Consider the following 14,859-nt stretch of genomic DNA (forward strand, 5'->3'; position numbering starts at 1 on the left):
ACAATACTTCAGGTACCTCCGCCGGAGAAATCCTGGTAATAGCCTTCGCGCGCCACCGTACATGTTTTCAAGCATAGAGTTCAATAACTCTTCCTGTCTCCGACGTGGTTGCTCTACAAGCTTCTCATAACCAACTCAGGCATAATCGAAAATATCCTCATAACCATCAATACTTAGTCTATGGAAAACCACAATCACCATTTTTGTCTCAAGAAAACTGGATAAAGAAATCTTAACATAATAATCAACTTGACTAGGCCTACTTTTCCTCCTGATAAAATACCTACTACCATCACCATCCCGGAGCCCGGCAATTCAAGAAGCATAATCAACCAAGTCAAAAAACACCCATTAATTATTATAGGCGGTTTATGAAACGTCTAATACCTACCACTAAGCACTGCATTATACACCAATTAACATGAAGAAGTAAAACTATATAATCCCACAGAATAAACCAGATACTACTCTAGAGAAAAGAGCCGCCGTAGCTCAGCCGGTAGAACTCCGTATACTCCGATGATACGGAGTATCGGAGTATTGGCAGCGCCGCCCTGGTACTCCCTAGTACTCTAGGGTACTCCGGGGACCGGAGAGGCGGAGGTCCCGGGTTCGAATCCCGGCGGCGGCTCCACTCTTTCTTCGGATCTCTTCCCTATATCTTTGTATTAATTTGTTCGATAGCATTAGTTCTATGCTTTTCTTCTAGTGTTATTGGTCTTATGTTGTTTGTTGGGGGCTACCTCTATGTTTGCTTTGTACCTTAGTGTGGTTAGTAGCAAGTACAAGTTATTTGAAGCTAAGTGGAAAAAAGAGATGCTATTTCTAACTAGGTAAGCTAGAGGAGACATCGCCATATCATGGAGCTGAGTCATGATCCCATGAATAATGAGTGGTGTCCTGTAGAACAGTTAATTTTAAGGTTACATTATTATTTTGCTTATAAATGTAGTTCGAGAGCTTTGTATTACTTTACTTATTATACTATACAGAGTTTTGTACTAGTATAACAAGATTTTTCTACTTTTCAAATAGCATGATATGCTGAGTAGGTGTTTAGTATTGTCTATTACCCGGTCTTTGGGTACTGAAGTTGAAGAACATGATAGCGGTAAGGCCAAACTCGTACCTTTCTTGTTTCGTGATATAGCTCCGTGTATAGGGGTTTTTCTTGCCTGCACTATTAATGCGGATGACCCGTTATGGCATCGAATAAAAACTATTATTAAAGCAATACCAGTGATAATAGAGCTAAACCAGAGTCTAGCTCTTCGCGATAAAATCAGGCTATACAACCTCATGTATGAGTACATGTATAAATATGGATATCTAAACCATCCCAAGTGCCATGAACTATACGAGTACCTCAAGAAAACAAAAACCCGTAACCGTCAATAAATCGTTTTGCATCTACCATACCTCCCAAGAGTTTACGTAAATTAATGCCTCGCTCGCTTTTCCGAAACACCAGCCTGACAAATAGATCTTATCTTGTCTATAACTGAAGTCTCCAAAACGGCTTATGTTGAAGAGGATCTTGCAGGAAGAGTCTTCGTACTCTTCTAGAGTAAGCCGGCTAGTAGAAGATGCTATACAGGCCAATAATACTTGCCGTAAACTAGGTTTTAAACGCTATCATTAACAACACTTGTCTGTATTGAATATAGTCTTTATTTTCTCTTTTTGTCTAGTTGGCAGAAACATATATCTATTACATATACTTTTTATTAAACGTTCATATGATGTCTTGTACCTCCAGTAGTTTACCGGTATGTACCACCATTCATCTCCTTTTTCACCATAAATTCTCCGCGGTACAACAAGAACTAAAATATAGATTAACAATAACAGAATCAATACTGTCAACATACCAGATAATATTACGGCAAGGAACATTGAGAGAAATATTAGTGAACTTATCATTAAATCGCGTCTAGCCCATTTAATTTTCTTAGCTAGAATCCTTGCTTCAATAATATCGCCTACTAGTTCATCGAATAAATTCTGAGCAGTAGTCGCATCATGTATTTTCTCTCTAACAACAACTAATCCACGTGTTCTAAAATAGGTACTTGCTATAAATTTATCAATCAAACTCTTGCTCCCATAGACATCAACATAGCCATCAGAGTAGACAACGACTTTTATACTCTTGAGAAAACCTATTTTAAAGACATAAATACGACCATAAATGCTCTTTTTGAAAGAATAACCACTGTACTTGAGAAATTCTTCTAAACAATCAATAACATCACTTGGATTACCAGTAATTCTGACACGTACCAAAATATCCACCTATTAAATAAATCAATACCCAGCAATGTTTTATTCTTCTATAGAACACGATTTTGATCAACGCATTCTATCACATATAGAGTGTCTAAAACATAGTACCAAAAATATTGTATTGTTAAATAAACCTTGGAAGCACCATCATACAATACATATATTAGCAGTTATAGACAAAACAGAATACAATATAGTAATGGTGAGTAGTTATTGTTTTGGAAAATATTTTCTGGTACTAAGCTTGTTCAACCTATTGTAGTATTCCTACTTGTATTGGCTGCGGCAATATTTGGTGTTTCACGTGAATGGGCTTGGTACATTACTGCTTCTCTGGTCTGTCTTGTCATGTTTGTATCACTACTTGTCTTAGGGGGCCTCTTAGAGTTCGGATTTAAGAGACCTTTCTACATTGTTATCTTACTTCTACTGATCACCCTAAGTCTTTCCTTCTTTTGGATAGGTATAACAGGGAATCCCTATGATCCATTGATAATTCTTCTCGTAGGCCTAGCTGTATCTATAATAGCTGGCAACATAATCAGTATTAGAGAGAAAAAGAAGATGTAATACGGCAACACTTAGTAGCTATAGTGTTAGATGATAATTAGGCTCTTTTGCTTTATCTCTAATTTTATCCTGCTATAATCACCGGCATTGAAGTCACGGTAATCTATAAGACACAGAAAGTAAGTATACTTGAAAAGTGAAAATGAGAAAAACTATTGAGGTAATAGTTGTTTAGACGCTCTTAGTCTTTACATTTATCCTCTCGCCTTAAGTAACAGTATAACGATGATCGCAATCATTATTGCAGCGGCAATTAATGCCATGGGATTCTGTACTAGATTCTCAATTACTCCCGTTGAGGTTTCTGTCTCACTAACCGTAACGTTCACTTTGGATAAATCCTTTAGTTTTACTGTTGATGGTTCTACCTCAACATTTTCATCGCCTGGCGTTACTGTAGCTGTTTTTTCAAGCATTTCATCTACTTCTTCACCATACATTTCCTCGAGAACACTGTTACTCTTCACTAACTGCTTGTATGTTTCGAAGAATTCCACAAGCGCATTTAGTGTGTCTTTAGGTGTTTCAGCACCCTTTGCTCTGATCTTGGGCGTTTCTATACTATATTCCATTACGCCATTATTGAAGCTCAATTCTATACTACCACTTGATGGAAGTACCTCAAATTCTTCTGCAGCATAAGCTATGAGGCCTGCAGTGGCCATTTGGAATGCAATAAACTCCTGGAATTCCTCAGATTCAACAATATCCATAGTCTTGTTAAACGGGATCCATCCAGGGAGCTCTATAGACCCAGGCACCCAAGTCATATTAAGTGAACTATATTCTCCGATTTTTTCTTCAGCTACTTCAGGCGGGTAGGTAGTATTTAGTTCAAAATACATTTTCAAAGACGAGTTCTTTAGGGAGAACACTGTATTAATCTCCATAAATCCTTCTGTAAACGATTTATTGAATGAGCCTAATACATCCTCTCTAGATAAATTCATGTACTCCTCTGCATACTCAGCGTATTTATCCATATCAACAGTGATATTAAACTCAATAATATACTTACCATCCTGCGTTGAAACGCTAAGCTTACTTATATCAATCCATGTTATTCCAGCCTGTTGTAAATACATCTCAACCATGAGCTCATTGAGGAACAAGAAAAACATGCCAAGTACATCAGAGATCCCTCCTTCTACAGCTATAGCAATTTCTCCACAATAATTCTCAATAGGTGGATTCTTGGTGGCATGATATAGAATATCATTTCCTCTAAGAATCAACGAGCCGTTACTACTGGAGAGCTCGAAGACTATATCAGTAACCCCATTTACAACAGCGTCATTTGATGAAATGCTCTGATTAAAACTAAATGTGAGCTCACTAACTGTATTAGTGTTCTTAACATCATTGAGTTCTCCACTAAACACTATACGAATATTGTCTTCACCAAAGGTATACTCAACTTGGATATTCCCTGTTCCATCAAAATCCACTTCCTGGCTACCACTAAGATAGAGTTTTACCGAGTTATCGGAGTATACTTCAATTCTAATAGAATCATTCTCACCGTAGGTTACCAATATCGGAGATACTACAAACAAAACTAGTAGCAATACCACAAACAAGGTTTTGTACATATTATTCCACCTATTAGGGTATAATACAGTCTATAAAATTTATAGATACATCTAGTTCTGAGATACAAAACACTCCTAGAAAACATGGCGAGTACAAAACTACACAAACATATACTTCATGAATATTAAAAATCTGTGAAAAGACAATGAATACTTTCATATACTTTTAACCTTTCTCATCGTTGCTAAACACATTAACTTCAAGAATAGTGAGAGGCTACTTATCCCGAACATGGAAGTACATTATAGATCACAATGGCTTAATTAATTTCGTATTTCATAGCAATCCTATCTAAACTATGTTGACGAGTTAGAATAAAGAATCAAATGCATCTAAAACACTATTATTCACTAACAGAGTTCATCAATTATCCTACAGTACATTAGATTACAATAGTTAATTAGGGGTCATTCTTTGGTTTGAAAAACTATAGCTCACAGTAGTTATATTAATCATCACCCTAGTATTTGCCTTAACTACAGAAATAATTTTTGTCTCTAAGTACTTATTTTTGAGTGGAAAAACTGTATCATAGTCTCGAGTATCGTCGAGATGGTTTACATGAATTATTTTTGGCTGCGTATAGTAGAGATCATTATATTTAGCATAATCGTAGGTGCTGTACTAGCTAGCATCATTGGTATTCCTTATGCTATTGTACCCGTAATATTATTCTTCACATACCTGTTACTAGGCCTAGTTGAATATACTAGTACAACACCTATTATCCATGTATTTCTACCAATAAGTCTATTTGGAGTAGGATTATTGAGTTCACGTATGATCTATGGTACTATAGATACGGATCATTATGTCTATGTAATGATTCTCTATATGTTGTCAGCATTCATATTATACACTACAATATATTCTATGACGAGAGTAATCTTAGGTGAAAGAAGCCATAGATTCACAGAAGAATATAAAACAACAATATTACTAATGAACATATTTCTAGTAACAACTACAACACTAACAATATGGCTCACCATGGAAAAAGCCATACAAATATGGGCTTCAGTGATATTGATAACACTCATGTGGACATTATGGATAGCATCAAGATATTATGTGAATAAAAAAGCAATAGAGCTTACAATATTTAAACAAATAGGAACAGGAAGAGGAGTTTTTAAACACCCACAAGAACCTGAAGTTGAAAGAGCATTACTTACACTTATTGTATTCATGACTATACCTGTATTCGCAATACCATTACTCTTTATATACACAAAATTTGCCTTAACACAAAGAAGTTTCATACCACTAGCACTTCTAGGAATATATGAGGCAATGGCATGCCTGCTATATTTTGTTTTTCACGCATTAACAGCCCATGGTGCATACATAGAGGAGCTAATAGATAATAGGAAACTCGTTAGAATAGAACATTATGATGTATTTGAAACCTGGGAAGATGCATCATGGTTTCTAAATAGATCAGTAGGATATTACTATAGAGCAAGATACCTCACAGCTCTTTACATGCTGTTCCAAGGCCTTGAAATACTAGCGAAAAAACACAATTTAAAAGAACTATACTATAAGAATTTACATACAGCTATGAGTGAAGGACTAAAATACATTAAGAACAATAACCTAACCAAATACGTAAAAATAAATACGTTAGAAGAGACTCTTGACAAACTAAATGAAGAAAACACATGGGTTATAGAAGCATCAACAAAAATAATTGAAGAAGAACCCGGAGAGGTAAAAGAAGCATACAAGAAATTATACATAGATCTGATAAATATGTATCTTAATATAATAGAAGATCCTGAAAAAGTATTAGCGGAGAAAAACAAAATAATAGATAATACAGTGAACAAACTAAGAAGTTTCATAAAAAACAGAATAAGTAACGATAATTACAAGAAGGCTCTAGAAGACATCATAACGAAACTACTTGAACTAAAAGAAAAACAGAACATACAACAAGAAGATCTTGAATTTGTTCTTGAGAAAAAACCACTGACTATCAATATGCTAAGAAACTACCTAGTTCATGGACAACTAGTAAGAAACGCCATAGTCTATAAAGGTAGTAGAAAATTATTTGATGAACTTCTATCAAATCCCGCTATATTATACAGTATATATACGCTTACGATAGCATATGTCGTCAAAGAATTAAATGCATATCTATCACAGGTACAGAGCATGTATAATAAACTACATGTATAGTATAGGAATAGGCGATTTCTTCAACAATAACTCCTCATCTTTACTAAGTTTGTAAAACCAGAGTATAGGATGAAGTATTTTATGCTTAATAAATACCGTTCTATCAACAATGAACAGGTCATTATTCTCAGCAGTATCCAAAATCTCATCAATATAATTCTTCTTATATCGTGTAATGGGCTCGACATGTACTTTGACTTTTCTTGAAGAAGAATACATCTTAACAGTATGTACATCAATGGATCCTGGTTTCTCCATTGTTATAAGTGAAACCTCTGCACCAAGTCTTTCTGCTAATTTAAAACTAAAGTATAATGCTTGATTGCTGATACTGGGTTTAGAGACGAGAAGCATCAACTTCTTAATATCTTGCACCCATCGAGATCTAGCTGTAGAGACAAGAACAAGCCTATGACTTCTATGTGCCTCTACAAATAACTTACTACCGATTTTCCCCATTATATCGGGTGTAGTGGCAACAATTAGGTCTGCTTTAATACTTTTAATAAATTTTATGAAGTCGCGACCTGGTTTCCTGCTTTGTATGATCTTTTTTTCTATATTCTTGACACCTTTTTCAATAAGAGTTTTCTCTACTAGATCTATAGAGTCCATTGCAATACTATAAAGTACTTCATGATGCATTTTTGTATACATGGTTCTTGCGCCATACTTGGGGATTGTTGACACAATATAGTATGTCGCTAATGGGTATAGTATGGCAGCTATTGAAGTAGCTTCTACTATTTTCCTGCTCTTTATGGCACAAACAACAATATTACGGACATTTATCAAATGAGACCACGCACCCTACCCTATTAGAGTAGTACGTACCTAAAAATTAAGTATAACGTTGAAATTCCTACAGTCAATAGCATAACCATCATACCATTCTTTGTGAAATACTTAAATGAAATATGATAACCATTTCTTTCGGCGATACCTGCTACAACAATGTTTGCACTGGCACCCACAATAGTACCATTACCACCAAGACAAGCACCCAGACTCAAAGCCCAATAAAGAGGTGTAGCATCAACACCTACAGCATGTGCCAAGTGTGGTATCAATGGCACCATAACCATTACAAAAGGTATATTATCTATAAATGCAGAAAGCAATGCAGAGATCCATACAATAACTACAATGAGTGCTAATTTATTCGAAGATAGAGCCAAGATACCACTACCTATAAACCCAAGAACACCAAGTGCTTCAACTCCACGTACAACAATAAACATTGCTATAAAGAAGACAAGTGTGGACCAATCTATAAATCCCAAAATTTCCTCATAGGAAATATAATTCCTAGCCAACAATAACACGAGGCCCGCCCCAATCATTGCAGGTATAGCAGGAGGATAACCAAGAATATCCTCCAAAAAGAACAGTACTATTACAAAAAACAATACACCAAGAGTCCTCCTCATTAATACAGTATTCACATTAACAGATAACACTGTCACAGTACGTTTAGCATTGACTTGATATTCTTTAAGCCACTTTTTATTTACCAACTTGAAAAACAGGATAAATATTAGAAAATCGATAACAACTATTGGCGTAAGATTATATATAAAACTCATGAAACCGAGATCAGCTACAGACCCTATTATAATATTGGGTGGATCCCCGATTAATGTTGCTGTACCACCAATATTTGATGCAAATACTATTGCGAGCAATACAGGTCTCGGATCAATACGTAGTTCCGAAAATATATCCAACACAATAGGTGTTATCAACAATACTGTTGTTACATTATCAATAAAGGCTGAAACAAAAGCTGTAAAACCAGCTAAGAGAAAGACAAGCATGTAAGGTCTATCATAGAACCTCATTAGAATTACTGAAGCAACATAACGGAAGAAACCTGTCTTGCTCAAGACTCCAACAATAATCATCATGTTCATCAGTAAGAGTATTGTATCAATATCTATACCGGATAATAATTCATCGAAACTAGTAAATTTTAACACTATATTTAGTAGGAAAATGACAGCTGCTGTTAATAGTGCTGCTGGAGTACGATGCATTATCTCCAAAATCAGAAGAGTATAGAATACAAAAAGCACGCCGAAGCCTAAGGCGACATATATTATATTAATTTCAGCACCCGCTGTCGTGGTTTTAGTCCCCAAGACCTAGTTTTCTACGCGCAAACAGCCTAATAAGTAATTATTCTTAAATTTGTTAAACTCTAGTTAATGACAAATACTATTATATTGTTCACACGTAAACAAGTAATAATTAGTGAAAACCATGTCTGCAAAATCTTCACGTATACCAGGTTTCTATAAGCTACCTATAGAGGAGAGATTAAAGAAAGTTGCAGAATGGGCGAACTTAACTACCGAAGAAATAGAACTACTTAAGAACATGGGCAATCTCGATGTAAAAATAGCTGACTCTATGATAGAAAATGTTATAGGCGGTATGACGTATCCTTTTGCCGTGGCAACAAACTTCAAAATAAACGGCAAAGACTACCTTATACCAATGGTTATTGAAGAGACAAGCGTAGTTGCTGCTGCAAGTAATGCTGCAAAAATGCTACGCGAAGGACAGGGTATTATAGCTCGGGCTGGACCACAATACATGATTGGACAAATACACTTGGTCAAAGTAACAGCCCCAAAATACAAAGCTATGAAGATTATCGAGAAGAAAGAAGAAATTCTTGAACATGCCAACCAGCAGGATCCTATTCTCGTAAAACTAGGCGGTGGCGCTAAGGACCTGGAAGTCAGGGTGCTTGATACACGCATGGGTCCTGTTATAGTAGTGCACTTGATAGTCGATGTACTTGATGCCATGGGCGCCAACGCTGTTAACACTATGGCAGAGTCTATAGCACCTATTCTAGAGAAAATAACAGGCGGGGAAGCACGCCTAAGAATAATATCAAACAATGCTGTCTACAGAATAGTACGTGCATGGGCTCGAGCATCTCCAGAAGCTGTTGGCGGTAAGGATGTAGCCGAGAAAATAGTCGAGGCAAGCATACTTGCCGAAGCAGATCCCTATAGAGCTGTAACACATAATAAAGGTATAATGAACGGTATCATAGCCGTAGCATTAGCAACAGCACAAGACCATCGTGCAATAGAAGCAGGAGCACATGCATACGCTGCCAGGACAGGAGTATACAAACCATTAAGTACATGGGAACTCGATGAAGAAGGTTATCTTGTTGGATCACTCGAAATACCATTACAAATAGGTATTATTGGTGGAGCAGTAAAAGTACATCCAATAGCTAGAATAGCATTAAAGATCCTCGGAGTGAAAACAGCAAAAGAACTAGCAGAAATAATGGCCGCAGTAGGATTAGCCCAAAACCTCGCAGCACTAAGAGCACTAGTAACCGAAGGAATACAGAAAGGACACATGAGACTACATGCCAAAAACTTAGCTATAATGGCTGGTGCGACAGGTGAACTAATAGATATCGTTGCAGAACAAATGATAAAAGAAGGGAGAGTACGCTTCGACTATGCCAAAGAACTAGTAGAAAAGTATAAGAAAAACCTACAATAAACTACTAGATCACATTTTCTGCATTCCACTTACTAAGAGCACAATAATATACTTCTAAGCTCTTTTTCCCACGTCATCAATCAATTGACCAGTAAAACAGTTTATTCACCTTCGATCCAGATTCTCGCAAAGCTTTATACTAAAGATCATTTAAACAGCTTTATATTGGGAACTATACCTGGAAATCAGCACTTTATGTTTTGAGTTCTATTATTGTATATTCTTAAGTTAAACACTTTATAGGACATGTACTAGTTACTTCTTAATCTTTTTAATCATTAAAATGATCTCCATAATTTTCTCATAACCTTTTTGCGTCAAAGCAATCTTCACACGAGGGCGATCAGCGATAACTCTCTTCAAAACTATATATCCTTCACTTTCAAGTTTCTTGAGATGACTCCAAAGATTCCCTGGTGTTAAATCAAGCACCTGTACTAGATCAGAAAAATAAGCCTCCTCTCTAGCAAGCAAATAGATCATTACAGCTAGCCTGACAGGTGCTCCAAACACTTTGTTCTTCGCCAGGGTTTTCACTAACTCTGATACAGTTTCATCACTGTGGCTCAATATACTACACCATGGTACTCTGTAGTTTTATATGCTCATTGATTTACTGATGTAATAGAATGAAATGATGATGTAGAGGAGTAGCGCTATAGATGCGGCGAAACTCCAGGCGACATCTATGTTTTTGTATAATATAATGGCACAGGTGGCTAGTCCTGCTAGAAAGAACGCCGAAGAGAAAATGAACTGCATTCTTAAGGAAACGTTGTAAGCACGTAAAATACCTATGTATATAGACATATTTCCAATCCCAAGAAATACTAGAAACCCTACAGGAGTATACAATCCGTTTGTAAGTATCGGGATAATAATCCAACCGACGACAATACCTAAAGCCCATCCAGCACCATATATCTTGCTAAACTTTCTGGATGCTTTTCTTTCTATACTATTAAAGTCTATATTAAAGTGCATTCTCACAATTTCATCAATAAACCTTACACCCTTAGAAAATCTAGATAGTACCACAATAATCATTATAATCCAATAGAACGTGATAATACATCCCTCTATATTAGGATCATGTATTATATCTAAACCGAATAATAACACAGATAACAATATACAACCTGCAATAGCAATACTCCATAAAAGATATGCAAGCCCTGCTTTAACATATATCACAAACAACAGTTTTCTTTCAACACGTTTTAAAACATTAACAAGCTCCTTTACTTCCTCACTCAACGATAATACACCTTTGACCCTGTTTACAATATCAAGTAATCATTTGTACTAAATATATTATATACTGCATTACTCTTCTGTCTCGCAAAATAATCTAATAGTATTAAAGTTCTAAAAGATAATAGGATTATGATAACGAAATCTGGGTTGGTAGGTTGCCTAATCCTATACTAGTTGTTGATAACATTGTAAAGAAGTATAATGATAAAATAGTACTAGAAAACGTTAGTTTTAGTGTTGAAGAAAATACTATCTACAGCTTGTTAGGCCCTAATGGTGCAGGTAAAACAACTCTATTAAGTATAATAACAGGGATTGTCTTGCCAACATCGGGAGAAGTTAAAATCTATGGTCGTGACCCAAAAGACCCTGATACAAGGAGGATCATTGGATACTGCCCACAAGAGCCGGCTGTTTACGAGGAGCTAACTGGTTATGAAAACTTGCTCTTTTATGCAAGGCTTTACGGAATAGACGAGTCCTCTGCAAAACAGAGAATACATGAGTTACTAGAAACCTTTGGCCTAAAAGAACATTCAAATAAGCTCGTAGGCAAATACTCGGGAGGTATGAAGAAGAGATTAAGTTTAGCCATAGCTCTACTGCCTGACCCCAAGATACTAATATTGGATGAGCCAACAACTGGAATGGATCCTGGAATTAGAAGAGAGACATGGGATCTTATATTAGACTTGAAGAAGAAGGGGAAAACAATTATTCTTGCAACACATTACATGGAGGAAGCTGATATTCTATCAGACAAGGTAGCAATAATAAATGAGGGAAAGATAATAGTTGAAGGAGCTCCTGAGGAACTAAAAAAGAAGTATGGGCCAAAATCAGTTATATCCATAGAACTGGAAACACCAGCCACTAAAGAGGTAGTTGAAGCCGCTAAGACGTTTTCTCCAAATATTTATACAGAAGATAATATACTCAAAATACCTACCGATGAACCGGATGAACTTGTCCCCAAGATAACCTCATTGTTCTATGAAAAAAAGATCAAGTTTAGAGCATTACGCATTACAAAACCGACTCTTGAAGATGTTTTCTTAAAACTCACTGGACGGAGGTTGAGAGGATGAAGTGGGGTCGAGTAAAAGCCTTTGTTGCGAAAGATCTGAAGGCTTTATTTAGAGATAAAGCAACCGTGTTCTGGATATTTATTTGGCCACTTATCTGGGTATTCATGGTTGCATATGTCTTCCTGCCTCCATCAATTGGTACCCCTGTTACACTCGATCTAGGAGTAATTAATAACGATAAGTCAGAGGCGCCGTTCAACGGTACAACATTTGTTAAAATACTTGATGAAATGGAGTATAAAGACGTTAAACTATTTAATATAAAGATTTATGATGATGAAAATACTCTTATAAGCGATCTAAAGAAGGGGGCTCTAGATGCTGGCATAATAATACCTGATGGTTTTGGTAAAAACTTGACAATGGGCCAAGCACACATAAAGGTATTTGTTGGAGCTAGGGATCCTTATTCGGGTCAAGTGAATTCAGCGATAATAATGGGGGTTATAGAAGCTTTCAATGAACAGGTTTCACTAAGGAAGATAAATTATACTATCACTAATATACCGGAGAACATGACAATACCTATAAATGAAACCAAGGTTCCGTTGAAGGAGTTCTTGAAAACATACCTTATAGGAATAGCTAAGCCCATAAATGCGTCGTTCGAAGAAGTAAAACCTGAGGCACTTAGGTCTAGAGAAACTATTGTTGGATGGTATACTCTTGGAGCTGTTGGAATGCTATTCCTCTATGGAGGATTTAATATAGGAGCATTAATGGCTGTTGAAGAGAAAGAGAAAAAGACCTTGAAGAGAGTGCTTTCGACACCAACATCTGAAACTGACCTACTTGTGGGGAAGACTATTGCCGGTCTTATAACCCTGGGCTTGTCGGCAGTAGTAGCAATAATAGCTGGAGTTTTTGCTTGTAATGCAAAGATACTATGGGATCCATTGAACCCTACACACTGGCTCGTCATACCATTAATAATTGCTACAGGATTAATGACTATAGGCATAGGCATATTCTTATCATTATTATCAAAAACAGTACGTGGCGCAAGTAGCTTAGCTACAATACTAGGTTTAATGCTCGCCTTCACTGCTGGCATATGGTTCCCGAAAACATGGATGCCCTACTGGATGCAGCTATTAGCTGACATATTCCCTGTAACATGGGCTATAGATACTATACGTTCAATAATGGTATTTAACATATCATTGGCTGAACTGTACCAAGATATAATAAAGGTCTTCGTGGCAACAATAGCAATCTATGCATTGGGAGTGGTTATCTACAAGGAAACGATAAGGAAATATTTAGAGGAGTAAATCCCTGCAAAGTTTTTCTCTTTCTTTCCGCCTTATCTCATTAAGCAGCTCGCCTTTTATCTCCACACCTTTATAGATTAGAAGACTTTTCTCAAGATTGTACTCTGTATAGATACATTTTTTGTTCAGTTTATCATTGGCTTCATCAAGACTTGTTGTATTATCAACAAGTTTAGCTAATGGAGACAATTCATAGACAATATTTGTTTTCAAAAAGAATGTTATCGCTTGCACTGGTGTCACCTTCACAATTCTAGAACCATTCCTAATCGGGTAATCACCATAGAAACCCTTGTATGCAAGTAGTGGTAGTTTACTTGCTTCACTAATACTCTTCTCCAAAATCTTTTCGAGAATCCATGCTTCATATTTTGTTAAAGCCTTCGCAGTAATGAATCCGCCTTTACTAGCAATGGCAGCTATTCTTGTCAACAGATAATCTGGATCAAGTTCACCATCACAACCAAGCCCATGTACTGCTAATAAACTATTTTTAAAACCAGCAAAAGCGGCAAGACCCATTGAGTCGGCTAAGGGGCTCCATAGATTATCCTCATTACCAACCGCAAGTACGTCACCACCAACATCAACAGCAATAAACGCCTCCAGACCAAGGGCGTCAGAGAGTTCTTCAAGACCCTTCTTGAACCCACTAACCCCCTTCCATAAATCGACAACATAGACCGGCTCTCCAACTACACTGGAAACACGTGCAACCTGGGGTTTGAACTTATTACCGTTACGCTCAACAATAGAATCCCCATTAACTACAATGCTGTGCTCGCCAACAACTTTTATTCCATGAAAACAATCAAGAGGTATAGGTCCTGGCTCTGGATCCACAACAAAACGTTCCCAAGCAATTGATCCTATGTAGGCGTCTCTACCAGTACTACGTCTAATCCACAAAGCTAGTGTAGCTGCAGTAACAACGTCTCCTCCACCACCTATACCGAAAACCATTACTGATCTTGGTTCATAGCCAAACAAGTCTATGATAAAACTCTTCACTTATGACACCCATATGTAGGAAAAACTGTTTCAGTATAAAATTTAGTTGCTTA

At 36.6% G+C, this 14,859-nt stretch carries 13 protein-coding genes and 1 tRNA gene; 7 read left to right on the forward strand and 7 right to left on the reverse strand.

The annotated features are described in order from the left end of the window. The first annotated feature begins 481 nt into the window (after positions 1–481). Positions 482–634: transfer RNA gene (locus J4526_00745), tRNA-Thr, on the forward strand. A 428-nt stretch (positions 635–1,062) separates the two neighbouring features. After that, entirely contained in the window at positions 1,063–1,398 is a 336-nt protein-coding gene (locus tag J4526_00750; protein ID WFO75462.1) for a hypothetical protein, read from the forward strand. A gap of 240 nt (positions 1,399–1,638) precedes the next feature. On the opposite strand, the gene J4526_00755 is transcribed toward J4526_00750, so the two are convergent. Then, positions 1,639–2,286: a hypothetical protein gene (locus J4526_00755; protein ID WFO75463.1), complete on the reverse strand. Its 648-nt coding sequence runs from the start codon at positions 2,284–2,286 to the stop codon at positions 1,639–1,641. A gap of 213 nt (positions 2,287–2,499) precedes the next feature. Between J4526_00755 and J4526_00760 the strand changes: the two genes are divergently transcribed. Beyond that, positions 2,500–2,856: a hypothetical protein gene (locus tag J4526_00760; protein ID WFO75464.1), complete on the forward strand. Its 357-nt coding sequence runs from the start codon at positions 2,500–2,502 to the stop codon at positions 2,854–2,856. Between the two features lie 194 nt (positions 2,857–3,050). Here J4526_00760 and J4526_00765 read toward each other — a convergent pair whose 3' ends face one another. Continuing rightward, the gene (locus J4526_00765; GenBank protein ID WFO75465.1) at positions 3,051–4,448 is read right to left on the reverse strand and encodes a hypothetical protein; all 1,398 of its coding nucleotides are present in this window, start codon (positions 4,446–4,448) and stop codon (positions 3,051–3,053) included. 562 nt (positions 4,449–5,010) lie between these two features. Here J4526_00765 and J4526_00770 point away from each other — a divergent pair. Further along, positions 5,011–6,636, forward strand: a complete 1,626-nt coding sequence (locus J4526_00770; GenBank protein WFO75466.1) for a hypothetical protein — start codon at positions 5,011–5,013, stop codon at positions 6,634–6,636. Here J4526_00770 and J4526_00775 read toward each other — a convergent pair. Continuing rightward, complete coding sequence (locus J4526_00775; GenBank protein WFO75467.1) at positions 6,625–7,431, reverse strand: hypothetical protein; 807 nt, start codon at positions 7,429–7,431, stop codon at positions 6,625–6,627. The genes J4526_00770 and J4526_00775 overlap by 12 nt on opposite strands. A gap of 23 nt (positions 7,432–7,454) precedes the next feature. After that, positions 7,455–8,777: an ArsB/NhaD family transporter gene (locus J4526_00780; protein WFO75468.1), complete on the reverse strand. Its 1,323-nt coding sequence runs from the start codon at positions 8,775–8,777 to the stop codon at positions 7,455–7,457. A 121-nt stretch (positions 8,778–8,898) separates the two neighbouring features. On the opposite strand from J4526_00780, the gene J4526_00785 reads away from it, so the two are divergent. Beyond that, positions 8,899–10,176, forward strand: a complete 1,278-nt coding sequence (locus tag J4526_00785; protein WFO75469.1) for a hydroxymethylglutaryl-CoA reductase, degradative — start codon at positions 8,899–8,901, stop codon at positions 10,174–10,176. A 255-nt stretch (positions 10,177–10,431) separates the two neighbouring features. On the opposite strand, the gene J4526_00790 is transcribed toward J4526_00785, so the two are convergent. Together J4526_00790 and J4526_00795 are read right to left on the reverse strand one after the other, a co-directional pair. Next, positions 10,432–10,746 (reverse strand): transcriptional regulator, encoded by a 315-nt coding sequence (locus J4526_00790; GenBank protein WFO75470.1) that lies wholly within the window; start codon positions 10,744–10,746, stop codon positions 10,432–10,434. Between the two features lie 27 nt (positions 10,747–10,773). After that, a complete protein-coding gene (locus J4526_00795; GenBank protein WFO75471.1) occupies positions 10,774–11,433 on the reverse strand; it encodes a hypothetical protein in 660 nt (219 codons plus the stop codon). A gap of 155 nt (positions 11,434–11,588) precedes the next feature. Here J4526_00795 and J4526_00800 point away from each other — a divergent pair, with 155 nt between their 5' ends. Both J4526_00800 and J4526_00805 read left to right on the forward strand, forming a co-directional pair. Continuing rightward, positions 11,589–12,521, forward strand: a complete 933-nt coding sequence (locus tag J4526_00800) for an ABC transporter ATP-binding protein (protein ID WFO75472.1) — start codon at positions 11,589–11,591, stop codon at positions 12,519–12,521. Beyond that, the gene (locus J4526_00805; GenBank protein WFO75473.1) at positions 12,518–13,795 is read left to right on the forward strand and encodes an ABC transporter permease; all 1,278 of its coding nucleotides are present in this window, start codon (positions 12,518–12,520) and stop codon (positions 13,793–13,795) included. Before J4526_00800 ends, J4526_00805 begins: the two co-directional genes overlap by 4 nt. Here J4526_00805 and J4526_00810 read toward each other — a convergent pair. Beyond that, positions 13,784–14,806, reverse strand: a complete 1,023-nt coding sequence (locus tag J4526_00810) for a DUF1152 domain-containing protein (GenBank protein ID WFO75474.1) — start codon at positions 14,804–14,806, stop codon at positions 13,784–13,786. The genes J4526_00805 and J4526_00810 overlap by 12 nt on opposite strands. Positions 14,807–14,859: the final 53 nt, after the last annotated feature.

Source organism: Desulfurococcaceae archaeon MEX13E-LK6-19 (genome assembly GCA_029637525.1).
Lineage (GTDB): Archaea > Thermoproteota > Thermoprotei_A > Sulfolobales > Desulfurococcaceae > MEX13ELK6-19.